Here is a 25,675-nt window from a genome sequence, read left to right on the forward strand (position 1 = left end):
TATGAGGGAAAAGGCAGCGGCGTTTTTCCGGAAACAGAAAAAGGAGCAGTGGATGCTGTACTTCCTGCTGGCGGCAATCGGCGTTGTCCTGCTGCTGCCGACGGGAACAAAAAAGACCAGTGAGGAGACAGAACAGCCGCAGGAGACGGCTGCGCGTCCGGCGGGGGATGCGGGACTTTCGGTGCAGGAGGAGATGGAACAGCGCCTTTGTGACGCACTTTCCCAGATGGACGGTGTGGGCGCAGTGCACGTCGTGGTGACGCTGGAATCCACAGGAAAAAAGATTGTGGAAAAAGATGTCCCAACGCGGAGCACAACGGAGGAAAACAAGAAGGGAGAGGAGACCGGAAGCGTTACATCCGCGTCGCAGGATGAGGCAACTGTCTATGAAAAGACGCAGAACGGGGCCGAGACGCCGTATGTGGTTTCCGAGGAGTACCCGGCGGTGCGCGGCGTGCTCGTCATCGCAGAAGGCGGGGGAAACCCGGTGACGGTACAGGAGATTCAGGAGGCCGTGATGGCATTATTTCAGGTGGGCGCAAATAAGATTAAAGTAGTCAAAATGAAGTAAAGGAGTCAAATGCGTGGAAAAATTAGAACAGGAAATGAATGCACCTGAGAAAATGGCAGAGACACCATCGCCGAAAAAGACGGCCGGGAAAAAGAAAAAATTCCGGAAAAATCAGGTCATCATCACCGCCCTTGCGATCATGATCGCCGTCGCCGGATACATCAACTATGCTGACAGTACCCTGTCCACGAAGGAGAAGGCAGACGGAACCACGGCGGATGCCAGCACCGTTTTAAAAGACATCTCCAGCCTGGACACCGATATCACCGACGAGGTGGATGCCGGCACAGCAGGGGACTCGTCGCGGACCGTCACCGAAACGCCGGGAGAGGCAGTCCTTGCCGGGGCATCTACATACATGGCCCAGGCCAGAATCGACCGCGAACAGATCCGTTCCCAGAACAAAGACACTTTAAATGAAATCATCAACAACACCAACCTCTCCGAAACCGAGCGCCAGAGCGCCGTCCAGAGCATGGTGGAAATGACGGAACTCGTAGAAAAAGAGTCGGCAACCGAACTCCTCCTCGAAGCCAAAGGCTTCACCGACGTCGTTGTAAACCTGACCGGCGAAACCGCCGACATCGTCGTTCCGATGAAAGAAGTAACCGAGGAACAGCGTGCCCAGATCGAAGACATCGTAACCCGCAAAACCGGAATCGGCGTAGAAAACATCGTCATCACCCCCATGAGCTCCGCCGCCGACACAGCCGCAGAGGAGAGTGCTCAGTAAATTTTGATATCCACGTAAAAAATCCGGAAACGCAAAATCATGCGTTCCCGGATTTTTTCACGTAATTCTATTTAATTTGCACCATGTGCTGTTCTTGCAACCGTCTGCAGTGCTTTCTTCACCGGCGGCAGCGAGATCAGAATCACCGTCAGCACACCTTCAGCCAGCAGATAGCTGTAGTTGTAAATAATCGGATACAGCGCCTTTAAAGACTGCGGGAAATTCTCCGGCATATAATCCATCCAGTACAGATACCCGCCTAACGTATGGAAAAATCCCCTCGCCAGCACAGCTACAATATACCCGATCAGCAGCCCGTTTTTCTTCTTTCCAAAGAATCCGGCCACACCCAGCGCCGCAAACGCAAACACATAATCACAGCACACCTGGAACAGCGACAGCACATACGGCCCCTGGATAAACTGCAGCAGTCCATAAGCAAAACCAACGAGAATACCCGTCTTCGCCCCATACCAGTTCGCAATCAGCACAATAAACAGCATCGAAAACAACGTAACCGATCCCCCGTACGGCAGCTCAAACACTTTCACATACGAAGTCACAAACGCCAGCGCCATCCCCATCGCACAAAACGCCAGCTCCTTGCATCCATTCCCGTCCCCTTACTCTTCTGAGCAGAAAGAACCGAAGCAATCACCACCAGCGCCACCATCAGCACCACGCATCCAACATAACCGGCCGTCGTCAGTCCGCCGTCAGCAGTAACAAAAAAACTCATAAAAAAACCTCCTTCGCATTCCGCTTGGAGGGGCTCACATAAAAACACAGTCCCGAATCACCTCCGAAACCACGTTCCAGCTTCCCTACGCAGGAATTATCCCGTTCAGGTAGTGAGGTCCGTGAGCTTATCCCTGTCCCACGTTCTCAGCCAAAGGCTCCCCTAGCGTCTTATTATTTTAACGTATTAAAGTATACCAACCTCCCCCTTATTTGTCAACCTACCCGTTTTTTCATCCAAATACATGTTGACAAGAAGTACATACAAGTGCTATATTACAATTAGTTCAATCATTAAACTAATTGTACGAAAGGAGCACCAACACAATGCAGATTCTGAAAGTAACAGACGAAGCATTCCGCCAGTACGGCAAAGTCATCAAAGACCTCGACGTCAGCGACATCATCACCGCCATGTCCGAGACCCCATGTCCCGACGACGTAGTCTACGAGCCTGCCATTGAAAGCCTCGAAGCCTGCAAAAGCGCCCAGTCCGTATCCGACAGCCTCTACGGCGGCATGCCGATCCAGATCGGCTACTGCAACGGCCACAACCATTTACTGAACGCCGTAGAATACCACCGCGACAGCGAAATCAACATCGCCGTAACCGACCTGATCCTGATCCTCGGAAAAGAACAGGACATCACCGAAGACCACACCTACGACTCATCCAAAATGGAGGCCTTCTTAATCCCGGCCGGAACCACCATTGAAGTCTACGCAACCACCCTCCACTACGCACCATGCAACGTGGCAGCCAGCGGCTTCAAATGCGTCGTAGTCCTTCCAAAAGGAACCAATACCGACATCACCCTGGAAGAAAAACACACCCCGGAAGACGACCTGCTCTTCGCCAGAAACAAATGGCTCTTAAGCCACCCGGATGCAAACATCGCTGGAAGCGTAGCAGGCATCAAAGGAGAAAACCTCTCGGTAAAATAAAACCAGAGACAAAACCAGAAATCAGAAACACTGCCCCAAAAGAGCAGTTCTGAACATAAAAAGAAACCAAAAACCAAGAAAACCAAAAAAAGGAGGATCTTCAAAAATGATCAACAATACACCGGAAATCAAATTAGGTATCGTTGCAGTAAGCCGTGACTGCTTCCCGAACAGCCTTTCCGAGAACAGAAGAAAAGCAGTCGTAAAAGCATACGACGGAGAAATCTACGAATGTCCAATCATCGTCGAGAATGAAATCGACATGATGAACGCACTCGAAGACCTGAAAAAAGCAGAGTGTGATGCACTTGTTGTATACCTTGGAAACTTCGGACCGGAGACCGAGGAAACCCTGCTTGTAAAATACTTCGACGGACCTTGCATGGTAGTAGCAGCAGCAGAAGAGACCGGCGACGACCTTGTAGGCGGACGCGGCGATGCATACTGCGGCGTTCTGAACGCAAGCTACAACCTGAAACTGCGCAACCTGCACGCATACATTCCAGAGTACCCGGTTGGCGATGCAGAAGACGTAGCAGCCATGATCAAAGATTTCGTACCGGTTGCAACTGCAGTTGTAGCTGTTAAGAACCTGAAAATCATCAGCTTCGGACCGCGTCCGACCAACTTCCTGGCATGTAACGCACCGATCAAACAGCTGTACAACCTCGGCGTAGAAATCGAAGAGAACTCCGAGCTTGACCTGTTTGAAGCATTCAACAAACACGCAGGCGACGAGAGAATCCCGGCAGTCGTAGAAGATATGGCAAAAGAGCTCGGCGAAGGAAACCTGAAACCGGAAATCCTGCCGAAACTGGCTCAGTACGAGATCACCTTGTTAGACTGGATCGAAGCACACAAAGGCTCCAGAAAATACGTAACCCTGACCGGAAAATGCTGGCCGGCATTCCAGACACAGTTCGGATTCGTTCCTTGCTATGTCAACAGCCGTCTGACCAAGATGGGCATCCCGGTATCCTGTGAGGTAGATATCTACGGAACACTGTCCGAGTTCATCGGAACCGTTGTATCCAAAGACACCGTAACACTCCTCGACATCAACAACACCGTTCCGAAGGATATGTATGAGAGCGAAATCAAAGGCAAATTTGATTACACCTTAAAAGATACCTTCATGGGATTCCACTGCGGAAATACCGCTTCCACCAAACTGGCATTCTGCTCTATGAAATATCAGATGATCATGGCAAGAACCCTTCCGGAAGAAGTAACACAGGGTACCCTCGAGGGAGATATCGTTCCTGGAGACATCACCTTCTATCGTCTGCAGAGCACATCTGACGCAAAACTGCGCGGATACATCGCAGAGGGCGAGGTTCTTCCTGTAGCAACACGTTCCTTCGGAAGCATCGGTATCTTCGCTATTCCGGAGATGGGCAGATTCTACCGTCACGTACTGGTAGAGAAAAACTATCCGCATCACGGCGCAGTAGCATTCGGACACTTCGGAAAACCGTTATTCGAAGTATTCAAAATGCTCGGTGTTGAAGTAGATGAGATCGGCTACAACCAGCCGAAGGGTGTTCGTTACCCGACAGAGAATCCGTGGGGCTAATCCGTTCCGGAAGATTCACTGAAAAATAAGAAAGATATGCAGTAACGCATAAGCAAAAGGGCGGAGCAGAGATCTAGGTCTGCTGCCGCCCTTTTTGAAAAAGAGTAGAAAAAGGAGATTCGACATGTATTTTATTGGTGTTGACCTTGGTACTTCCGCTGTCAAACTGCTTCTGATGGACGAGGAAGGCAAAATTGTAAATATTGTATCGAGAGAGTATCCGCTGTATTTCCCGCATCCAGGCTGGTCTGAGCAGAAACCGGAAGACTGGTGGGAGCAGAGCAAAGAGGGAATCCGCGAGCTGGTAAAAGACATAGACAAATCCCAGGTAGCCGGCATCAGCTTCGGCGGCCAGATGCATGGTCTTGTCATCCTGGATGAGAACGATAACGTCATCCGCCCGGCGATCCTCTGGAACGACGGCCGTACCGCAAAACAGACCGATTATCTGAACACCGTAATCGGAAAAGAAAAACTCTCCGAGTACACCGCAAACATTGCATTTGCAGGCTTTACCGCACCGAAGATTCTCTGGGTGAAAGAAAATGAGCCGGATAACTTCGCAAAAATCTGCAAAATCATGCTTCCAAAAGATTACCTGGCATACCGTCTCTCCGGCGCATTCGTAAGCGACTACTCCGATGCATCGGGCATGCTTCTGATGGATGTCAAGAACAAATGCTGGTCCAAAGAGATGGCAGAAATCTGCGGTATTTCCCTGGAGATGCTGCCGGAGCTCCATGAGAGCTTTGACGCTGTCGGAACCTTAAAACCGGAAGTAGCAGCAGAACTTGGACTGCCGGAGACCTGTAAAGTTGTAGCAGGAGCCGGAGACAACGCAGCAGCCGCAGTCGGAACCGGAACCGTAGGCGACGGCATGTGCAACGTTTCCCTTGGTACAAGCGGAACCGTATTCATTTCCAGCAACAAATTCGGCGTAGACAGCCACAATGCCCTGCACGCATTCGCACACGCAGACGGCCACTATCACCTGATGGGATGCATGCTGAGTGCAGCTTCCTGCAACAAATGGTGGATGGATGAAATCATCCGCACAAAAGAATATACAAAAGAGCAGGAGAACATCACAAAACTTGGCGAGAATAATGTATTCTTCCTGCCGTATCTGATGGGCGAGCGTTCCCCGCACAACAACCCGGATGCAAGAGGAACCTTCATCGGCCTGACCATGGACACCACAAGAGAGGATATGACCCAGGCTGTTCTCGAGGGCGTTGCCTTTGCGATCCGCGATTCCTTTGAGGTAGCAAAATCCCTCGGCATCCAGATCGAGAGAACGAAAATCTGCGGAGGCGGTGCAAAGAGCCCGCTGTGGAGACGCATGATCGCAAACGTGCTGAACATCAAAGTGGACCGTATTGAGTCCGAGGAAGGCCCGGCACTTGGCGGAGCCATGCTGGCAGCCGTTGCCTGCGGTGTCTTTTCATCCGTAGAAGAGGCGGCAGAAAAAATTGTTCGTGTGACAGAGACCATCGAGCCGGAACCGGAACTGGTTGAGAAATATGAGCGCCAGTATCAGAAATTTGCAAAGATTTATCCGACCGTAAAAGATCTGTTTACAGAGCTGCTGTAATAAAAAGAGGTAAGAAATAAGATGAAGAAAGTGGAACATGGGAAAACATTTGACCGGAATGCAGCAAACCCGCCGGCGTTTGAAATCTTTCACAACACCGTGACAGAAGGCTATCCGAAGCACTGGCATACCGCAATTGAAATTATCATGCCGACCAGAGGCGAATATGAGGTTGTTGTCGGAAAAGACAGCTATAATCTGAAAGAGGGCGACATCATTATGATCAATTCCGGCGTTGTACACGGAATGAGATTCGTATCCCAGGGAGAACGGATTGTCATGCTGGTGGAACCGGGCTGTGTGGAGAATCAGGAAGAAATGGAAACGATTTTCCTGCGGCTTCCGGCCATCTACTTCAAAAAAGAGGATGAGGAAGATCCCTTCTATCTGTTTCTACGCAGCCAGATTCTGGAACTGGTGCGGGAATACGATAATGAGGGCGCAGTGATGACGCACAGAATCTGCACCGGCCTCAAAGAGCTTTTTTCAGAGTTTGGCCGCAAGGGCTTTTCGGATGCCAACGCGCAGAATACGTTCGGGGCAATGAAGCAGCAGGAATATATAGAGGCTGTTTTAAGCGCCTGCCGTTATATCAATGTCCATTACATGGAGAATCTTTCTCTCGAGGAAGTAGCTGCGGTCAGCGGATTTTCCAAGTTCCACTTTACCAGAATTTTCAAGCAGTACATGAACATGACATTCTATGAGTACCTCAATTCTAAACGCGTCAAACGCGCAGAGGAGCTTCTGTACGACAAAAAGATGAGTATCACGGATGTGGCGATGAATTCCGGATTCTCTTCTTTAAGTGCCTTCAACCGTACCTTCAAGACGGTAAAGGCCTGTTCGCCGAGCGATTACCGCAGACAGCGGGAGTCGATGGTACAGGCTTTGCTGATGCAGGGATAAAAGGACTTGTATTTCACACTTTACTGTGCTAAAATGGTAGTATTCCGAGTTATAAGAATGAGATGGGGACTTAATTTTCGTACAGGAGGGCTTGAAATGAACAAGAAACTTCATTCAGAAGCAGTAGACCAGCTTTTTGAGGCAATTTTGTGTCTGAAGAATAAGGAAGAATGCTATACTTTTTTTGAGGATGTATGCACCATCAATGAACTGCTTTCGCTGTCGCAGCGGTTTGAAGTGGCGAAAATGTTGCGGGAGAAGAGAACGTATCTGGAAATCTCCGAAAAGACGGGAGCATCCACGGCGACGATCAGCCGCGTGAACCGTTCCTTAAGCTATGGAAACGACGGATATGAGATGGTGTTTGAACGGATGGAAAAGAAAGAAAATGTGTAAAATCAAAAAAGACGGTGCGATTCCAACGCAGCCGTCTTTTTTTGATTACACATTTGTTCTTAATTTTTCTTTTTCGGATCAGAAGGCGCCGCGAGGGATGCCAGTTCATCCACCATGTGCTCGATCATCTGTTTTTTCAGATAGACATCGAAACTCAGCAGACAGATAAACGAAAAGAGCTGGAGAAATTCCCGGTCCTCCTCCGGTGAGCTGCCGAACATGGACTTGGATACATCCGCTTTTTTCAGAAGATCTTCTTTTACGGATGCAATTTCTTCTTTTTCCATCTGGAAAATTTCGTCGTAGATATCTTTGATGGAAAAGCCGCTCTCCGTGCCGAAATACCGATCGGTGATCGGGGCGAGCAGTGTCTGGATATCCGTGATCGAGAGGATGTTTTTAAAGTAGTAAATAAAAACCAGAAGCATCATGTGCTCCGGCGAATATTTCTTTTTGACCGGCGGCGGGAGCAGCTTGTTTTTTGCATAGTTGTTGATCATTGTTTTTGTCAGAACCTTATCGGACTCGAAGCGGCGCGAAGAAGCGAGCTGTGCGTCCATAAAGGTCGTGACCTGGTCCATATATAAAGCAATGTTCGGGATTTCCTCCGGGCGGATGCCTTCGAGAGAATCCAGTGAATTCAGTAAATCATGAAGAATTTTATCTGAGTCTATCGTCATTTGTTATCACCTCACTGTTCCCATTATATAGTTTTTAATACCAGATAGCAAGGACTTTGCGAAAAAAGTTTCCATGATAAAAATGCAACGTATGTTCGTTCTTACTTGTAACCGGGGCGGATTTGTTATATACTGAGATGCATGTGAAAAGATTCGAAGCAGATGAAGGAGAAAGAACATGAATCAGACAGAAACAGGATTAAACCCGATGCAGATGGAAGCTGTGGAGCACACCGAAGGGCCGCTTCTGATCCTTGCAGGTGCCGGTTCGGGAAAGACGAGGGTACTGACGCACCGCATCGCCTCCCTGATCAGGGACAAAGGCGTCAATCCGTGGAATATTATGGCGATCACTTTTACGAACAAGGCCGCCGGAGAAATGCGTGAGCGTGTCGATAAAATCGTGGGATACGGATCGGAGCGGATCTGGGTCAGCACCTTCCATTCCAGCTGCGTGCGGATTCTGCGCCGCCATGCTGAACGTCTGGGATACGCCAACAATTTTGCAATTTACGATACCGATGACCAGAAATCGCTGATCAAGGACATCATGAAACGGCTCCAGATGGATCCGAAACTGTACCGCGACCGTGCGATCATGGCGGCAATTTCGTCCGCAAAGGATGAGATGATTGAGCCGGACCAGTACCGGATTGACGCGGGAATCGACTGGAAGCTGCAGAAGTATGCGGCAGTTTATGCGGAGTATCAGGCAGAGTTAAAGAAAAACAATGCGATGGACTTCGATGATCTGCTGGTACAGACCGTAAAATTATTCCAGCAGTTCCCGGAAGTGCTCGACTATTATCAGGAGCAGTTCCGCTATATCATGGTCGATGAGTATCAGGATACCAACACGGTTCAGTTCCGCTTTGTGAGCCTTCTGGCGGCAAAATACCGCAATCTCTGCGTTGTCGGCGATGATGATCAGTCGATCTACAAATTCCGCGGGGCGAATATTGAAAATATTCTGAGTTTTGAGCATGTATTCCCGGATGCGAAGGTCATTAAACTGGAGCAGAATTACCGTTCTACGCAGAATATTCTGAATGCGGCAAATGAAGTGATTGCGAATAACCAGGGACGAAAAGCAAAACGCCTGTGGACAGAGAACCCGGAGGGTGACCTGATCGATCTGCGGCAGTTCCAGAGCGGTTTTGAGGAGGCGGAGTACGTGGCAGGAGAAATCACGCGCGGCGTCCGCACGGAGGGAAAGAAGTATCGTGATTATGCAATTCTCTACCGTACCAACGCACAGTCCCGTCTTTTTGAGGAGAAACTGCTGCTTGCAAATGTTCCATATAAAATCGTGGGCGGTGTCAACTTCTATGCGAGACGCGAGATCAAGGATCTGCTGGCGTATCTGCGTGTGATCGAGAACCCGGAGGATGACCTTGCGGTACTGCGTATCATCAACGTTCCGCGGCGCGGTATCGGAGCGGCGACGATCAACAAAGTGCAGGACTGGGAGGCAGAGCAGGGCATCCGTTTCTACGATGCGCTTCTCGAGGCCGAGTATGTGCCGGGGCTGATGCGGTCTTTAAATAAGATTAAATCCTTCACGTCCTTTTTACAGGTACTCCGCGCGAAAGCAGATTATCTGTCGGTCAAAGAGCTGCTGAATGAAATCATCGAGGAGACCGGCTATGTAGCAGATCTGCAGGCGGAGGGAACCGAAGAAGCGGCAGCCCGCATCGAGAACATCGACGAGCTGATTTCAAAGATTGCGGATTATGAGGAGAGCGCCGAACAGCCATCTCTCGGTGGTTTTCTGCAGGAGGTTGCGCTGGTGTCTGATATCGACTCGGTGGATGAGGAGAGCGATTACGTGCTGTTGATGACACTGCATTCCGCAAAAGGACTGGAGTTCCCGAACGTATTCCTTGCCGGCATGGAGGATGGCATTTTCCCAAGCTACATGACGATCACCGGGGATGATCCGTCGGAGCTGGAGGAGGAGCGCCGTCTCTGCTACGTGGGCATCACGCGTGCGATGCAGCATCTGACATTGACGTGTGCGCGCCAGAGAATGATCCGCGGCGAAGTGCAGTACAACAAGATGTCCCGTTTTGTCAAAGAGATTCCGCGGGAGCTGATTTCCCTGGAGCGGGAGCGCGGGGAGATCGAAGACCGGAAGCCGAAGATGGACATTCCGACGAGAGGCAGCGTCTATGCGGCGATGAAGCAGGCATTCCGCGAGAAGCCGCAGCAGGCGAAAACCTTCAGCGCGCAGAAGGCGACGAAACTCGATTACGAAATCGGGGATACGGTGCGCCATATCAAGTTCGGTGTCGGCATTGTCACGGATATCGTGGACGGCGGAAGAGATTATGAAGTTACCGTCAACTTCGACCAGGCTGGTACGAAGAAAATGTTTGCTTCGTTTGCAAAACTGAAAAAGTTATAAGGAGAACGAGAGCGTGTCGGAAAACAAAATTCCGGCACGCTCTTTTTTCGACTGATGCGGCAGACGCTCAGGTGGTAATCAGGGTGGAATAGCCGTCGCGGCGCAGGCGGCGTTCCATCAGAATGGCATTTCCGAGCTGGCGGTAAGCGCCGACCTGGACCTTGAAAAAGCCGTCCTCGGCGAGAAGAAAAGCGGGATAGCCCTGGTCGAGAAGGTCGTAAAGCATACGGTCGGCATTCTGGCGGATGCGGAAAAGGCCGGTCTGGACACGGTAGAAGGTTTCCGGTGTGTCGGAAGGATTTTCCTGTTCCGGCGGCGTGGGACGGGGCGAAGCGGAAGCAGTGACGGTATCCGCTGTTGAAACGGACGGACGGGCGGCTTCCGTTTCCGCAGCGCGCCGGTCAGCCTCCGTGACCGTCTCGAGATCCAGCGTTCCAAGCACTGCATCCGCGATGGCGCGGGCGATTTCTTCCTGCTTTTCATCGTAGAGCGTATTGTCCTGCTCATTGTTCAGAAAGCCGGTTTCAATCAGAAGAGCCGGCATTTTCGTCCGCCGCAGAACAACAAGCCCTGGCCGTGCCTTGACACCGAGATTCCGGAATCCCAGCTCCGAGAGCGCGCCGTTAATGTTTTCTGCCATTGTCTGTTTGATGCCGGAGTTGTCATAGACAAGCGTTTCCACGCCGGTATACTGGTTCGGTTCCTCCGAAGAATTCCGGTGAAAAGAAATAAAAAAGTCGGCATCCGCCTGATTGGCCATCTGCGCCTTTTCAAACGGCGTCTGATAAACATCGGTTGTGCGGGTATAAATGACAGAGACACCCTGCTGGGAAAGAAGCTCGCCGACCGCGATGGCGAGGGAAAGATTGTCATCCTTTTCCCTGCGTCCCTCATAGACAGCGCCCGGATCACTTCCCCCGTGTCCGGCATCAATTACGATAGTATAGGGCATAAGATCAAAGCTCCTGAAAATACGGTTCTACTTACGATATGAAGAAAGGACGAAAAAGGTTATACTTTTTTTAGTTTTATTTCATTGTATCGTATACGGGCGGTGTGTTAGAATAGGAGATAACATTAGGAAAGTGTGTCAAAAAATCTGCGGAGGATACAAAAGACACACAGATGAGAGTGAGGATTTCATGAGAATTACAATATTCAGTCTGGGGGGACTGCTTGGGCAGTATGTGACCAACACGGCGCTTCTTCACGGCGCACAGGTGACCGCCTACGTGCCGGATGCAAAAGCGATCTGGCCGAGAAAAAATATGACCGTGATTGAGGGAAGCCTTCAGAACCGGGAACGCGTGCTGGAGGCACTGCTGGAAGCGGATGCAGTCATCAGCGTGCTGACTCCGATGCGTGTGAAACATGTAAAAGAAGAGGAGACACCGCTGGCTGACGGAAACGCAATGATTCTCTCGGCCATGAAGCAGCTTGGAAAAACGCGGTTTGTGACGGTAGGCCATGTCTGCATTCATGCGTTTGGAGACTGCGAGGACAAATACCAGAGAATGAGTACGAAATTCATGCAGATTTTCTGGCCAGGTGTCTATAAAGATATGCAGAAGATGGGACAGGTTCTGGCACGGAGCGATCTGAACTGGACACTGGTGCGGACGTGTCCTGGAAGAGACGGGAAAGTGAAAAAGGTAGGGCAGAACTGCAGTATTTCGCTGGACGGCAGCCAGTTCCGGCCTGGATACTCGAGAGAGGCCCTGGCGGAATTTCTGTACGAGGCGGCCGCCGATCAGCAGATGTACAGCAGAAAAATGCCCATTTTTTACAGAGAGGGGTAAGAATGGATTTTTCAATTTTATATGCACTGCAGCATCTTCACAATGCAGTGCTCGATCGGGTGATGGTGGGAATCACTTCACTTGGAAATGCGGGATGGATCTGGATTGCGCTGACCGCCGTTTTCTTAATCCTTCCGAAATACCGGAAATGCGGTGTAAGAATGGCGATCGCGCTGATTTTAGATTTGATTTTATGTAATCTGGTGTTAAAGCCGCTGGCAGCGCGCCCGCGTCCGTGCTGGATTGACGAGCAGGTAAAGCTGCTGGTTGCCGCTCCGAAGGACTATTCCTTCCCATCGGGCCATTCGGCAGCCTCGTTTGCGGCGGCAGTCTCTATTTTGTGATGCACAAAAAAGAAGGAGCTGCCGCACTGATTCTGGCCTGCCTGATTGCATTTTCCAGACTGTATCTGTTTGTGCATTTCCCGACCGATGTCCTAGCGGGAATTGCGGTTGGTTTTATCTGTGCTTTTCTGGCTGCGAAGATCCAGAACGGTTTTCTTCTTCATTCTCGAGGTCGATAAAACGGAACGAAAGCATCAGATACAGAATTTCATCCGGGCTGGAAAGATCAGATTCTAAAATTTCCTTGATCTTTTCCAGGCGGTAGAGCAGGGTACTGCGGTGGATAAAAAGCTCACGCGCCGTCTGGACGACATTGCAGTGGTTGTCCAGATAGCAGCGGAGCGTCCGCATATAGTCACTGCCGGAGCTGTCGTCGTGCTCCTGCAGAAAGAGAAGTCTCTCATGGCACAGCATGTAGCCTGGGAGCTTTTTTGTTGCCTGATCGAGGATGTAGTCAAACGAGATATCGTTGAACGGATGCATCCGTTTGTCGGGATATTTTCGCGTACCGAACTGCAGGGCGATTTTTGCCTGGATATACTGGCGGCGCAGATTCATGTGGCCGTTCATGCAGCGCGAAAAGCCGGCATTTAAGGAACTGTCCTCCACAAAGTGCACCATGCGTTCCATCAGATCGGTCATGGAAAAATCGGACAGCGTGAGGTTAAAGAACGCAACGATACCGCCGCCGTGCGGAAACGCGGAGCAGCCGGTCAGAATGTTTTCCAGATAGGCGCAGACCGAGTTTGCCGTCAGGTTTTTCTGATCCATATCGGAGAGCTGCAGATAGAGGCAGCAGTAGGTGTGGCGGGAATGCCAGCCGAGCGCATCGAGAGCCTGGCTGACCGCAATATAGTCGGCCATCCGGTCGTCGAGGGCACGGAGCAGCACGGTGTGAAGCGACTGCGCCGGCGAGGTTTTCTGCATCACATTGTGCAGGAAGGCGTGATGGATCATTTCTGCAAGAAATTCAAGAAGAAAGCCTTCGGAATCAGAAAGATCCTTTTTCGTGTCGAGGAGCAGCAGGCGGTAGGCGCTCTGACCATGCTGCGTGATGTTGACGCAGAGGGAACCAAGTCCCGTTACGTGATCCGGAAAGCGGAACCATCCATCGAGATCGCGGACGGACGCGTATTCGCTGCTTTCTGTCAAGGAGAGCAGAAGCGGGCGCGTTGCATCGAGGGAGCCAAACACCTTTTCGGGAAAAAAGGAAGGTTCTTCGGACGCTGCGGCGATGATGGAAAAATCCATGCCGACCACCATCAGCGGGTGGGCAAAAACAGGCAGGGAGAGATTTAAAAGATGCTGGATCGATTTTCCGTCGAGCCGTGCCTGCATCAGCTCCTTCTGCCAGGAATCGTACGTCCAGAAAAGCTCCTGCAGGAACGAAAAAACAGCGGATACGCTGCTTTTAACGGCGATCGAAACCGGAGCCGGAAGTTCCTCCGGCAGTTCTTCGGTACAGAGAAGAAAAAGGGAGCTGCTTTCTTCAGGGAGGGAGGAAAGAGAGCCGATCTGTTCTTCTGTGCAGAGAAAGACCCGGTGCGCAGTGGCTGCGGAGCTTGTCTGATAAAGAACAGGCAGTTCCAGTGTGCCGGAGAGCGGCAGGTTTTCCGGTGCAAGAACCGAAAAAGCGCTGCTTAGTTTATAAGCGAGAAATGCGGGGGAGAGCTTCATCGTATCATCCTCCCTGCGCGTGTCATATCGTAAAAATTCATAAAAACCTCCTCAGAAATGAGTGACGTTCTGCGGACGAAACCGCGGTACTTTTTATTTTAGCAGAACAAAAAGGTCTGTCAAGAAAGAAAAGACAGGGGTGCGGGAATTTTTACGGCGGCAACAAGTTAAGATTTTGTGAAGATAGTTGTGGTTTGCGGGGAAAACTGCTACAATATGGCTGATTTGGTTACTGTTCACTCAGCAGTGAAACACTTGCTGTTTCGCTGCGTAAGAATATGATTCAGGTGATTTGAAGTGGTTTTTTACAGAAGAAAAAGGAAGGTATGACTTTAATGTATCATATTATAGTAAATAAAAAATCGCGGTCGGGGCGCGGCGAGAAGCTGTGGCCGGTGATTGAGGGCGAGCTTGAGCGGCGCAGGACGGAATTTCGTGTATATCCGACAAAGTATCACGGAAGCGCACGGGAGACGGCAGCACGGCTGACCGCGAAAGGGGTATGGAATCCCGATGATGTCCTTCTGGCGATCGGCGGAGACGGTACGGCGAATGAGGCGGTCGATGGAATCACCAGCCTGTCGGATGTAAAGTTCGGTTATATTCCAACGGGAAGCGGCAACGATTTTGCGCGCGGTGCCGGAATTCCCTCCGATCCGCTGCAGGCGCTGGAAGCTGTGCTGAAAGGGGAGGAAAAGGAGATCAACATTGGAACGGCGCTTCTTGGCAGCCAAAAGCGGAGATTTCTCGTCAGCACCGGCATCGGTTTTGATGCAGGCATCTGCCACGAGGCGCTGGCATCAAAAATCAAGAATACGCTGAACCGGCTGCATCTGGGAAAACTTACGTATGTGATGATTGCACTGCGGCAGCTCTTTTATCTCGAACCGTTCACACTGGATGCAGCGCTGGAAAACGGAGAACACCGTTCGTTTGAAAATGTTCTTTTTGCAGTGACAATGAATTTTCCGTACGAGGGCGGCGGCTTTTGCTTCTGCCCGGAGGCGGACGGGACAGATGATCTGCTCGACGTGATGGTGGTTTCCAATCTTGCCAAATGGAAAGTCAGCTATCTTCTGCCGATGGCGCTGTTTGGACGCCACACGGGATTTCCTGAGGTACATATGGAGCGGTGCAGCAGCCTTTCCTTTCAGACAGACCGCGCGGAACCGGTCCACCTGGACGGAGAATCGGGCGGACACCGCACGGAGGAAAGGATCGGACTGGAAACGGAGCGTCTCCGCCTTTTGGGCGACTGGGTGAAAGAAGGGATGGAAAGATGATGTTCTGGATCATATTTTTTGCAGTGCTTGCCGTCCTGGCAGCAGGTTATTTCTTTTCCATTCTGCCGGCTACATCGAGACGGCAGGAATGTCTGAAATTTGCGGAATGGAATTATGCGCACCGCGGTCTGTGGAACGCGGCGGAGGGAGTTCCGGAGAATTCTCTTCCGGCTTTTGCCCGCGCGGCGGAGCAGGGATATGCCATCGAGCTGGATATTCAGATAACAAAGGATGGACGGATTGTGGTGTTCCACGATGACACGATGAAGCGGATGTGTGGAAACGAGGGAAAAATCAGCGATTATACGTATGAGGAACTCCAGCAGTTCCATCTGGGCGACAGCACGGAAAAGATTCCGCTGCTTCGTGAGGTACTGCAGACGGTAGACGGCCGCGTGCCGCTTTTAATCGAAATCAAGATGCCGGGACTTTCCACGGCGGTCTGTGCGGGATTTCAGAAGGAGATGGAGGGGTACACCGGTATGTTCTGCATGGAATCCTTCAACAGCCTGGCCCTCCGCTGGTGCCGCCGCCACATGCCGCAGACGCTGCGCGGCCAGCTTTCCGGCCGTTTTTCAAAGGATGATAAGGTGCATCTGATCCTGCGGATAATGGCGCGTCATCTGATGCTGAATTTTATCGGGAAACCGGATTTTATCGCCTACGACCACCGCTACGCCGACTGCCCGGGCTTCCTGATCGACCGTATGCTGTTTCGGACACCGGCATTTGCATGGACGGTAAAAGATGAGCATGTATATAACCGGACACGGAAAAAATTCGACGCGGCGATCTTTGAACATTTCCATCCCAAGGACGGTTTTCAGAAACCGATGAATTGTTTCTTAAAAAATAATAAAGCTTATTGACTTCGGTTTTCGGTGTGCTATAATTTCAGCAGGTTGAAGAGAAAAACCTCGTCAGAAAAGTGGAGGGAAACTATGAAGACAATAAAAAAATATAAGCATTTTCTTCCGGTAGTGGTTTATGGTATTTTCTATCTGAAATGTTTTCAATATCTGGAAACGCACATTACGAAAGGTTATCATCTGATTCATACTCCGTTTGATGATATGATTCCGTTCTGTGAGTTTTTTGTGATTCCTTATTTTATGTGGTTTGGATATATTGCATGGTCTGTCCTTTATTTCGGCTTCTGCAACAAGAACCGCAGAGAATATTATCAGCTGATTATCAACCTGGGAATCGGAATGACGGCGTTCCTCGTGATCTCCTATCTGTACCCGAACGGCCAGAACCTGCGCCCGACGGTATTCCCACGGGAGAACATTTTCACGGATCTGGTCAGAGGCCTTTACCTGACAGACACACCGACCAACGTATTCCCAAGTATTCACGTATATAATTCCGTAGCCGTAGCTGTTGCCGTAGAACACAGCGAGCAGCTCAAAAACCGCCCGGTATTCCGAAACGTCTGCCTGGGCCTGACGGTGCTGATTGTGTTTTCGACCATGTTTTTAAAACAGCACTCCGTATCGGATGTGTGCTGTGCGCTTGTTATGAATGCGGGAACCTGTATGCTGCTGTACCGGCCGGCAAAGGCGGGGAATGCACTGCGGACACGGGAGAAAAAAGCGAAATATAGAATGTAAAAACGGAAACGGACGGCCCGCGCACCAGAAGGTGCGCGGGCCTGACGGTTTAGGACGGGAGAGAATGGGTGATGAGTGGGATGGTAGTGCAGGAAAAATGGAATGCGTCCGTCTATTAAGAAACAAAACTTATAAAACATATAAGATATATTAATTTCATTTATAAAGATAAATATGCTATTCTGTAAGTAACGAAAGATTGTCCCGTTTTTGGGGGACTATGATTCAGACAAATGGAGGATAAAAATGAGTACAGTCAGACGCGTTTATGTGGAGAAAAAGCCGGAATTTGCGATTAAGGCGAAAGATCTGAAGCATGAAATCAAGCACTATCTGAACATCCAGACCGTAACCAACGTACGGGAGCTGATCCGGTACGATGTAGAAAATATCAGTGATGAGACATATGAGAAAGCATGTAAAGTAGTCTTTGCAGAGCCGCCGGTTGATATCTGCTATCAGGAAGATTTCCCGCGTGCAGAAGGTGCGAGAGTATTTTCCGTAGAATTCCTTCCGGGACAGTTTGATCAGAGAGCCGATTCTGCCGTACAGTGCGTGCAGTTCTTAAAAGAAGACGAGCAGCCGATCATCCGCTCCGCCGTTACGTATGTTATCGAAGGAGAGATGACTGATGAGCAGTTTGACGCAGTCAAAGCACACTGCATCAATCCGGTAGACTCCAGAGAGACAGGACTTGAAAAACCGGAAACCCTCGTGACAAAATTTGAAGAGCCGGCAGACGTCAAAATCTTCGACGGATTCATCGACATGCCGGAGGCAGAATTAAAAGCCCTGTATGATTCCCTCGGCCTTGCCATGACCTTCAAAGACTTCCTGCATATCCAGAACTACTTCCGCGGCGAAGAAAAACGAAATCCATCCATGACCGAGATCCGCGTACTCGATACCTACTGGTCCGATCACTGCCGCCATACCACCTTCTCCACCGAGCTTACCAACGTGACCTTCGGCGAAGGCGACTACTACGAGCCGATGAAAAAAAGCTACGACCGCTACTTAAGCGACCGTGAGGTACTCTACAAAGGCCGTGACGACAAATTCATCTGCCTTATGGACCTTGCCCTTCTGGCAATGAAAAAACTGAAATCCGAAGGAAAACTCGCAGATCAGGAAGAGTCTGATGAAATCAACGCATGCTCCATCGTCGTACCGGTAGATGTAGACGGAAAAGACGAAGAGTGGCTGATCAACTTCAAAAACGAGACCCACAACCACCCGACCGAGATCGAGCCGTTCGGTGGTGCAGCAACCTGCCTTGGCGGTGCAATCCGTGACCCGCTTTCCGGCAGAACCTATGTATATCAGGCAATGCGTGTGACCGGAGCCGCAGATCCGACCCGTCCGCAGAGCGAGACACTCGAAGGAAAACTTCCGCAGAAAAAACTCGTAAGAGAAGCAGCACACGGCTACAGCTCCTATGGAAACCAGATCGGTCTTGCAACCGGCTATGTCAAAGAAGTTTACCATCCGGACTACGTGGCAAAACGTATGGAGATCGGAGCCGTCCTTGGAGCAGCACCGCGCCGTGCCGTTGTCCGTGAAAATTCCGATCCGGGCGATATCATCATCCTGCTCGGCGGCCGTACTGGAAGAGACGGCTGCGGCGGTGCAACCGGTTCCTCCAAAGTACATACGACAGAATCCATCGAGACCTGCGGTGCAGAGGTACAGAAAGGAAACGCACCGACTGAGCGTAAACTGCAGAGACTGTTCCGCCGCGAGGAAGTCAGCCTTCTGATTAAAAAATGCAACGACTTCGGTGCAGGCGGAGTTTCCGTTGCCATCGGCGAGCTGGCACCGGGCCTTAAGATCAATCTGGACAAAGTACCGAAAAAATATGCCGGCCTCGACGGAACCGAGATCGCCATCTCCGAGTCCCAGGAGCGTATGGCCGTTGTCATCGACCCGAAAGACCGTGAGCAGTTCCTGAAATATGCCGCAGAAGAGAACCTGGAGGCAACCGAAGTTGCAGTCGTAACCGAGGACCCGCGTCTGGTACTCTCCTGGAGAGGAAAAGAGATCGTCAATATTTCCCGTGCATTCCTGGATACCAACGGAGCACATCAGGAGAATGATGTCTTCGTAGAGATTCCAAAAGCAGAGGACACCCCGTTAAAAAGAAGCGGTGACATTGCCGACGTGAAAGAAAAATGGCTGTCCACCCTGTCAGACCTCAACGCATGCTCCCAGAAAGGTCTTGTCGAGATGTTTGACTCCTCCATCGGAGCAGCCAGCGTGCTGATGCCGTACGGTGGAAAATATCAGCTGACTGAAACTCAGGCCATGGTTGCAAAAGTGCCGGTTCCGGATGGAAAAACCAACACCGTTACCATGATGAGCTACGGCTTTGATCCATACGTATCGAGCTGGAGCCCGTATCACGGAGCAGTCTATGCCGTAACCGAGTCCCTGTCCCGCATCGTGGCAGTCGGCGGCGATTACAGCAAAGTCCGCTTCACCTTCCAGGAATATTTCCGCAGAATGACTGAGGATCCGCACCGCTGGAGCCAGCCGTTCGCAGCACTTCTTGGTGCATACGACGCACAGATGGGCTACGGCCTGCCGTCTATCGGAGGAAAAGACAGTATGTCCGGTACCTTCAACCATATCGATGTACCGCCGACACTCGTATCCTTCGCGGTTGACGTTGCAAAATTAAAAGATGTAGTATCTCCGGAGCTGAAAAACACAGGAGACAAACTCGTGTGGATCCACCTTCCAGTCGACGCACATCTGCTTCCAGAGTACGAAGGCGTCATGGAAACCTACAGAAAACTGCATGAGGATATGCAGAACGGCCGTGTGAAAGCCGCTTATGTCGTAGACCGTCAGGGTATCGCAGCAGCCGTATCCAAGATGGCATTCGGTAATGCTCTCGGCGTAACCATCGAGCACAATGTAGACGAGAGAGATCTCTTTACTCCATATATTGCAGATCTGATCTGCGAAGTTCCGGCTGAAAAAGTCGGAGAGCTGGCAAGCACCTACACCGTCATCGGTGAAGTGACAGACAAACCGGTTCTTTCCTATAAAGACACCGAAATCACCATCCGCGAGGCCGTTTCCGCATGGAACAAACCGCTGGAAAAAGTATTCAAGACCGTATCCGGTGCAGAGCTTCCGGAGGTAGATGCCCTGAATGTGGCAGCAGCAGACGAAAACGGAATTGTTGCAGACAGCTGCTATCAGGCAAAGAGCATCCACGTATGCTCCCACAAGCTGGCACAGCCGACCGTATTCATTCCGGTCTTCCCGGGAACGAACTGTGAGTATGACAGCACCAGAGCTTTCGAGCGTGCCGGTGCAAAAGTTATCACTCAGGTATTCAGCAATCTTTCCGCAGAAGACATCCGCGGTTCTGTCGATGCCTTTGAAAAAGTCATCAACCAGGCGCAGATCATCATGTTCCCTGGCGGATTCTCCGCAGGTGATGAGCCGGATGGATCAGCAAAATTCTTTGCAACCGCATTCCAGAATGCGAAGATCAAAGAAGCTGTTACCAAACTGCTGAATGAGAGAGACGGACTTGCCCTTGGTATCTGCAACGGATTCCAGGCACTGATCAAACTGGGACTCGTTCCGTACGGTGAGATTCTCGGACAGACGGAGGATTCCCCGACTCTGACCTTCAACACTATCGGACGCCATATTTCCAAGATGGTTTACACGAAGGTTGTGACCAACAAATCCCCATGGCTGGCAGGCGCCGAGCTTGGCGGTGTTTACACCAACCCGGCATCCCACGGAGAGGGACGTTTCGTAGCATCGAAAGAGTGGATCGACAAGCTGATGGCAAACGGCCAGATTGCAACCCGCTACTGCGATGTCAACGGAAACCTGACCAACGACGAGTACTGGAATGTCAACGGTTCCTACTGCGGAATCGAGGGTATCACCAGCCCGGACGGCCGTGTCTTTGGTAAGATGGCACACGCAGAGCGCCGCGACAACGGCGTAGCAGTCAACATCTACGGAGAGCAGGATCTGAAGATCTTTGAGTCCGGTGTTGCTTACTTTAAATAAAATAAAACCAAAATAGAAGATTCCCGCAGAGAGGAAGAAAGCTCCTTTCTGCGGGAATTTTTTGTCAGAAACAGTAATTTCTGATTTCGAAAGAAAAAATTTGATTATGCGCCGCGGTGCAGTTATAACGCAATATTTTGCTTTATTAACAAAAGTAATAAGGTCAAATAGTAGAAATATTCTGAAAAAACGAAAGATTTCGATAGTCTCAACACATTACATATATGACGGGCCCGGAAGAGAAGGACAGCGAAATAACAGGAGGGAGAAAGAAGTGTATGAGACAAGAGAAGGAACGATTTTTTCAGATCATATTCGAGGAAAACAGTCATGTGCTGTTCCGTTATATCTGCGGTCAGTTGAACAATGACCGGGAGACGGCGAAGGATGTGCTGAACGATGTATGGGAGGTATTGGTGGTAAAATTTGAAACCGTTGCCGATCTCGAAGGAGAAGAGATGACGAAATGGCTGTTCTGTGTGGCAAAAAACAAGATCAAGAATCAGCGCAGAAAACATTATTATCAGAATGAAGTTTCCTATACACAGTATCAGAAAGAGAACAGAAATGAAGGGGAGGCGGCCGCGACAGCCGAGATTGAGGAACGAATGGTGATGCAGAACTGCATCCAGAACCTGAATCCGATGGATCAGCGCATTTTCTGGGGGAGAGCATATGGATTCAGCTACAAAGAGCTCAGCGGATTCTGCAAGAAAAGCGAGCAGGCGCTGCAGTGCCAGTACAGCCGCGCAATCAAGAAACTGCAGGGAATGATGAGTCAGGAAATCAGTCTGACGAGAGCGTAGAAAATGGAAATGGTATGCAGCGGAAACCTCAACTCTTACAATCCAAAAACAATAGAAATATCTAAAAAATTCTCTGCAGGAGAATATCCTGTGTCTAAAAATAAAGTGTTACCGTTTACATATCAAAAATCCGTTTTCCTCGTTGTCGTGGCGCGGAAATTGTGTTAAAATATTTTTAGAAAATTCACACGATGTGCGAGAAGGCAGAAAGGATGAAAACAACATGAAGGATGAGTACGTAGCTATGTAGGCACTTATACCCATGGAAGCAGCATTGGTATTCATTTATATGATGTAAATGTAGAAGAAGGCACTCTGACAGAGCGAAAAGTCATACCGGTCAACAACTCTTCCCACATTGCCCGTTCCTTAAACGGCAAATACCTGTATTCGATTGCAGATGAAGGCGTTGCAGTGTTTGCAGTGGAGGATGACGGAGACCTGACCCCGATCAACAAAGTAGACATCGACGGCATGCGCGGCTGCTATCTGTCGGTGGACAAAACCGGAAGATACCTGTTCGTGGCAGGCTATCATGACGGAAAAGTAACCGTTGTACATACCCATAAGGACGGCCGCCTCGGAAGTCTGATGGACGGCGTGTTCCACAAGGGCCTTGGCAGTGTGGCAGAGCGTAACTTCCGCCCGCATGTCAGCTGTGTCGTTCCTACACCGGACAACAAATATGTCTGCGCAGTCGACAACGGCATTGACCAGATCAAAATGTACAAGCTGAACACACAGCGTGACCGCCTGAAACTGGTGGATATCCTGCGCTGTGAGCGTGAATCCGGTCCGAGAGAGATCGTTTTCAGTGAATCCGGAAAATACGCGTATGTCATTTACGAGCTGATGAACAAAGTCGATGTATTCAGCTACCGTGATACGGGAAACGGACCGGAATTTGAAAAACTGCAGTCGATCAGCACCACATCCGCGAACGTGGACCAGGCGCACGACGCTGCATCCGGCATGTGCCTTTCCCCGGATCACCACTACCTGTTTACTTCTACAGCCGGAGACAATACCGTAGCAATGTTCCATATCGACCCGGAGACCGGCTGCATGGAGAAGAAGTTTGCACTTCCGATCAGCGGCGAATATCCAAAGGATATTGCAATGTTCCCGGACGGAAAACATATCGCAGTGGCAAACCATGAGTCCAACACGATCACAACATTTACCGTTGATTATGAGAAAAACGTGCTGGTTCAGAAAGGCCGCCCGATGAAAGTGGAGACGCCGAACTGTATTCTGATTACGAAAAAAGGCGTTCACTAAAAAATAACGCAAAAATGCCTGCAGGAAGAACTGTATCCCGCAGGCATTTTTTGTGTTGAAGCCAGAAAGAAGCAGTCCGGCCTTTATTTCTCGTCCAGAGCCCAGACTTTCTTTACATTGTCCAGTTTGGCGCTCATGCCGACGAGCAGTGCGTCCGCCAGGACAAGAGCGGTCATGCATTCCACGACAACAACGGCGCGTGCAACGATGATCGGGTCGTGGCGGCCTTTGATTTCGATGGCAATATTTTCGCCGTCTTTGTTGATGGTCTGCTGGGAAGCAGCAACGGACGGGGTCGGTTTGAAACCAGCCCGGACAACGATATCGCTTCCGTCGCTGATACCGCCTAAAATACCGCCGGCGTGGTTGGTCAGCTTGACAATGGAGCCGTCCGCATTTACATGGAAGGCATCGTTATTGGTAAGCCCGGTAGCTGTGCAGACCGAGAAACCGTCTCCGATTTCCACGCCTTTTACGGCGCCGATGGAGACGAGTGCTTTTGCAAGGTTGGCATCGAGCTTTTCAAACACCGGATCGCCGACACCGGCCGGCATATGGTGAACGACACATTCGACCACACCGCCGACGGAATTTTTTTCCGCCATGGCTTTTGTTAAAAGCTCGGAAGCCTTTTCGGCAGCCTCTGCATCCGGCATATTCAGGGCGTTATTCGCGATTTCAGCGGTATCAAAAGACTGGATTTCCACGTCACCGATGGAGCGGGTGTAGGCGGAAACGGTGATGCCAAGCTCAGAGAGCATTTTTAAGGCAATGGCACCTGCAGCCACGCGTGCGATCGTCTCGCGTCCTGAGGAGCGTCCGCCGCCGCGGTAGTCGCGGAAACCGTATTTTGCATCAAACGTATAGTCGGCGTGGCCCGGTCTGTAATAGGAAGCAATGTCGCTGTAATCTTTGGAATGCTGATCCTCATTCCATACCACCATGGAAATCGGGGTACCGGTCGTTTTTCCTTCGAAAGTGCCGGATAAAATCTGAACGGTATCGGATTCTTTCCGTTTTGTGGTAAAGCGGTTCTGTCCCGGCTTCCTGCGGTCGAGGTAAAACTGAATATCCTCCTCGGAAAGCGAAAGGCCGGCCGGCACTCCGTCCACAACAACGCCCACGCCTTTTCCATGAGACTCTCCCCAGGTGGTCAGTCTGAAGATGGTACCAAATGATGATCCTGCCATATATAAAGTCCTCCTGAATTTTTTCGTATATTTATAAAATAACTGGAAAAGATTTCTAATAAATTATACCGGAAAGTAAAACATTCGTAAAGCTCTTTTTCGGAGACGAAATTCACCGTTATACCGTTTGACAAACGAAAAGGCAGCACGTATAATGAGAATGTATTTTCGGGCAGTGAAAGCCGGTAAAATAAAACAAACAAAAAGGAAGAGTGTGCATGAATTTTTTAGACAAAATGGAGCGAAAATATGGGAGATACGCGTTAAGCCATCTGACGATGTACATTATCGTAACGTACATTGCGGGATATATCATTGCGCTTGCGGCTCCCATCATGAGACAGTATCTGACGCTGGAACCATATTATATTCTGCACGGACAGATCTGGCGTCTGGTGAGCTGGATTCTGATTCCGCCGAGCAGCCTTGATATCTTTACGATCATCATGCTGTTTTTCTATTACTCAATCGGAACAAGCCTTGAGAGAGCCTGGGGAGATTTCAAGTATAATGTTTACATCTTTTCCGGCATTCTGATGACCATTATCGGTTCCTTCCTGCTGTATGGAATCTTATATGCAGTCAACGGATATCCGTCGCTGATGGGAACGGCATTCAGCACTTACTACATCAGCCTCTCGATTTTCCTTGGCTTTGCGATCAGCTTCCCGGATATGCAGGTACTGCTGTATTTCATTATTCCGATCAAAATCAAATGGCTGGCATACCTTGACGTAGCGCTTCTCGCCTACAGCATGATTACCAGCATCATGAGCGGAAACTGGGCAGGATGTGTTGTTATTCTTTGTTCCCTTGCAAACGTCCTTGTGTTCTTCCTGATGACAAGAAAAGGAAAACGCGGCTCTTTCCAGCAGAACAGACGCCGGAAGGAATTTAAAAAGGCCGTTTCAAGAGGCGAAGCCGAATACCGCAATCCGAACGGGATCACAAAACACAAATGTGCGATCTGCGGCCGGACCGAAAAAGATGATCCGAATCTGGAGTTCCGTTTCTGTTCCCGATGCAACGGAAACTATGAATACTGCCAGGATCACCTGTTTACGCATGAACATGTAAAATGAAGAAGGA

24 protein-coding genes are annotated in these 25,675 nt (G+C 50.2%); 18 read left to right on the forward strand and 6 right to left on the reverse strand.

The features are described from left to right. The first annotated feature begins 1 nt into the window (after position 1). Together DW965_RS12095 and DW965_RS12100 are read left to right on the forward strand one after the other, a co-directional pair. On the forward strand, positions 2-571 hold the full coding sequence (locus tag DW965_RS12095; RefSeq protein WP_055221404.1) for a hypothetical protein: 570 nt from the start codon (positions 2-4) through the stop codon (positions 569-571). Between the two features lie 13 nt (positions 572-584). Then, positions 585-1,304: a SpoIIIAH-like family protein gene (locus DW965_RS12100; RefSeq protein WP_238033485.1), complete on the forward strand. Its 720-nt coding sequence runs from the start codon at positions 585-587 to the stop codon at positions 1,302-1,304. Positions 1,305-1,375: 71 nt separating this feature from the next. Here DW965_RS12100 and DW965_RS12105 read toward each other — a convergent pair whose 3' ends face one another. Both DW965_RS12105 and DW965_RS22590 read right to left on the reverse strand, forming a co-directional pair. Then, a complete protein-coding gene (locus DW965_RS12105; RefSeq protein ID WP_442857801.1) occupies positions 1,376-1,903 on the reverse strand; it encodes an energy-coupled thiamine transporter ThiT in 528 nt (175 codons plus the stop codon). Continuing rightward, on the reverse strand, positions 1,864-2,043 hold the full coding sequence (locus tag DW965_RS22590; protein ID WP_330421163.1) for a hypothetical protein: 180 nt from the start codon (positions 2,041-2,043) through the stop codon (positions 1,864-1,866). Before DW965_RS22590 ends, DW965_RS12105 begins: the two co-directional genes overlap by 40 nt. Positions 2,044-2,369: 326 nt before the next feature. On the opposite strand from DW965_RS22590, the gene DW965_RS12110 reads away from it, so the two are divergent. From DW965_RS12110 to DW965_RS12130, 5 genes are all read left to right on the forward strand, one after another. Next, a complete protein-coding gene (locus DW965_RS12110) occupies positions 2,370-2,987 on the forward strand; it encodes a DUF4867 family protein (RefSeq protein ID WP_117805010.1) in 618 nt (205 codons plus the stop codon). Positions 2,988-3,096: 109 nt separating this feature from the next. After that, positions 3,097-4,563 (forward strand): L-fucose/L-arabinose isomerase family protein, encoded by a 1,467-nt coding sequence (locus DW965_RS12115; protein WP_055221457.1) that lies wholly within the window; start codon positions 3,097-3,099, stop codon positions 4,561-4,563. A 124-nt stretch (positions 4,564-4,687) separates the two neighbouring features. Beyond that, positions 4,688-6,157 (forward strand): xylulokinase, encoded by a 1,470-nt coding sequence (gene xylB / locus DW965_RS12120; RefSeq protein ID WP_117805009.1) that lies wholly within the window; start codon positions 4,688-4,690, stop codon positions 6,155-6,157. A gap of 21 nt (positions 6,158-6,178) precedes the next feature. Next, complete coding sequence (locus tag DW965_RS12125; protein ID WP_117762189.1) at positions 6,179-7,066, forward strand: AraC family transcriptional regulator; 888 nt, start codon at positions 6,179-6,181, stop codon at positions 7,064-7,066. A 96-nt stretch (positions 7,067-7,162) separates the two neighbouring features. Continuing rightward, positions 7,163-7,462, forward strand: a complete 300-nt coding sequence (locus DW965_RS12130) for a YerC/YecD family TrpR-related protein (RefSeq protein WP_022463203.1) — start codon at positions 7,163-7,165, stop codon at positions 7,460-7,462. 59 nt (positions 7,463-7,521) lie between these two features. Here the strand turns inward: DW965_RS12130 and DW965_RS12135 are convergent, their stop codons facing one another. Then, positions 7,522-8,142, reverse strand: coding sequence for a DUF1836 domain-containing protein (locus DW965_RS12135; protein ID WP_117762188.1), 621 nt, complete (start codon positions 8,140-8,142; stop codon positions 7,522-7,524). 178 nt (positions 8,143-8,320) lie between these two features. Between DW965_RS12135 and pcrA the strand changes: the two genes are divergently transcribed. Next, a complete protein-coding gene (gene pcrA, locus DW965_RS12140) occupies positions 8,321-10,549 on the forward strand; it encodes a DNA helicase PcrA (RefSeq protein ID WP_055228510.1) in 2,229 nt (742 codons plus the stop codon). 67 nt (positions 10,550-10,616) lie between these two features. On the opposite strand, the gene DW965_RS12145 is transcribed toward pcrA, so the two are convergent. Continuing rightward, positions 10,617-11,501 carry an N-acetylmuramoyl-L-alanine amidase gene (locus tag DW965_RS12145; RefSeq protein WP_118742230.1) on the reverse strand — a complete coding sequence of 295 codons (885 nt, stop codon included), beginning with the start codon at positions 11,499-11,501 and terminating at the stop codon, positions 10,617-10,619. Between the two features lie 190 nt (positions 11,502-11,691). On the opposite strand from DW965_RS12145, the gene DW965_RS12150 reads away from it, so the two are divergent. The 3 genes from DW965_RS12150 to DW965_RS22175 are packed head-to-tail and all read left to right on the forward strand — an operon-like array spanning position 11,692 to position 12,871. Then, on the forward strand, positions 11,692-12,348 hold the full coding sequence (locus tag DW965_RS12150) for an NAD(P)-dependent oxidoreductase (protein ID WP_147345119.1): 657 nt from the start codon (positions 11,692-11,694) through the stop codon (positions 12,346-12,348). 2 nt (positions 12,349-12,350) lie between these two features. Beyond that, positions 12,351-12,692, forward strand: a complete 342-nt coding sequence (locus DW965_RS12155) for a phosphatase PAP2 family protein (RefSeq protein WP_330421164.1) — start codon at positions 12,351-12,353, stop codon at positions 12,690-12,692. Beyond that, positions 12,692-12,871 carry a phosphatase PAP2 family protein gene (locus DW965_RS22175; protein ID WP_334295219.1) on the forward strand — a complete coding sequence of 60 codons (180 nt, stop codon included), beginning with the start codon at positions 12,692-12,694 and terminating at the stop codon, positions 12,869-12,871. Before DW965_RS12155 ends, DW965_RS22175 begins: the two co-directional genes overlap by 1 nt. On the opposite strand, the gene DW965_RS12160 is transcribed toward DW965_RS22175, so the two are convergent. Continuing rightward, on the reverse strand, positions 12,807-14,369 hold the full coding sequence (locus DW965_RS12160) for a PucR family transcriptional regulator (RefSeq protein ID WP_055221422.1): 1,563 nt from the start codon (positions 14,367-14,369) through the stop codon (positions 12,807-12,809). The two genes, DW965_RS22175 and DW965_RS12160, sit on opposite strands and share 65 nt — an antisense overlap. 335 nt (positions 14,370-14,704) lie before the next feature. On the opposite strand from DW965_RS12160, the gene DW965_RS12165 reads away from it, so the two are divergent. The 6 genes from DW965_RS12165 (at position 14,705) to DW965_RS12190 (ending at position 23,396) form a co-directional block, all read left to right on the forward strand. Beyond that, a complete protein-coding gene (locus tag DW965_RS12165) occupies positions 14,705-15,652 on the forward strand; it encodes a diacylglycerol/lipid kinase family protein (protein WP_158568590.1) in 948 nt (315 codons plus the stop codon). Next, the gene (locus tag DW965_RS12170; protein ID WP_022463211.1) at positions 15,649-16,521 is read left to right on the forward strand and encodes a glycerophosphodiester phosphodiesterase family protein; all 873 of its coding nucleotides are present in this window, start codon (positions 15,649-15,651) and stop codon (positions 16,519-16,521) included. Before DW965_RS12165 ends, DW965_RS12170 begins: the two co-directional genes overlap by 4 nt. A 72-nt stretch (positions 16,522-16,593) precedes the next feature. Then, complete coding sequence (locus DW965_RS12175; RefSeq protein WP_055268197.1) at positions 16,594-17,265, forward strand: phosphatase PAP2 family protein; 672 nt, start codon at positions 16,594-16,596, stop codon at positions 17,263-17,265. Positions 17,266-17,511: 246 nt separating this feature from the next. After that, a complete protein-coding gene (locus tag DW965_RS12180; protein WP_117762150.1) occupies positions 17,512-21,309 on the forward strand; it encodes a phosphoribosylformylglycinamidine synthase in 3,798 nt (1,265 codons plus the stop codon). Positions 21,310-21,587: 278 nt separating this feature from the next. After that, entirely contained in the window at positions 21,588-22,115 is a 528-nt protein-coding gene (locus DW965_RS12185) for an RNA polymerase sigma factor (protein WP_022463214.1), read from the forward strand. A gap of 279 nt (positions 22,116-22,394) precedes the next feature. After that, complete coding sequence (locus tag DW965_RS12190) at positions 22,395-23,396, forward strand: lactonase family protein (protein WP_334295220.1); 1,002 nt, start codon at positions 22,395-22,397, stop codon at positions 23,394-23,396. Between the two features lie 83 nt (positions 23,397-23,479). On the opposite strand, the gene aroC is transcribed toward DW965_RS12190, so the two are convergent. Beyond that, complete coding sequence (aroC, locus tag DW965_RS12195) at positions 23,480-24,586, reverse strand: chorismate synthase (protein WP_117762148.1); 1,107 nt, start codon at positions 24,584-24,586, stop codon at positions 23,480-23,482. A 218-nt stretch (positions 24,587-24,804) separates the two neighbouring features. Here aroC and DW965_RS12200 point away from each other — a divergent pair, with 218 nt between their 5' ends. Continuing rightward, positions 24,805-25,668, forward strand: coding sequence for a hypothetical protein (locus DW965_RS12200; protein ID WP_055228519.1), 864 nt, complete (start codon positions 24,805-24,807; stop codon positions 25,666-25,668). Positions 25,669-25,675: the final 7 nt, after the last annotated feature.

This window comes from Blautia sp. AM47-4, assembly GCF_003479865.1.
GTDB classification, from domain to species: Bacteria; Bacillota; Clostridia; order Lachnospirales; family Lachnospiraceae; genus Fusicatenibacter; species Fusicatenibacter saccharivorans.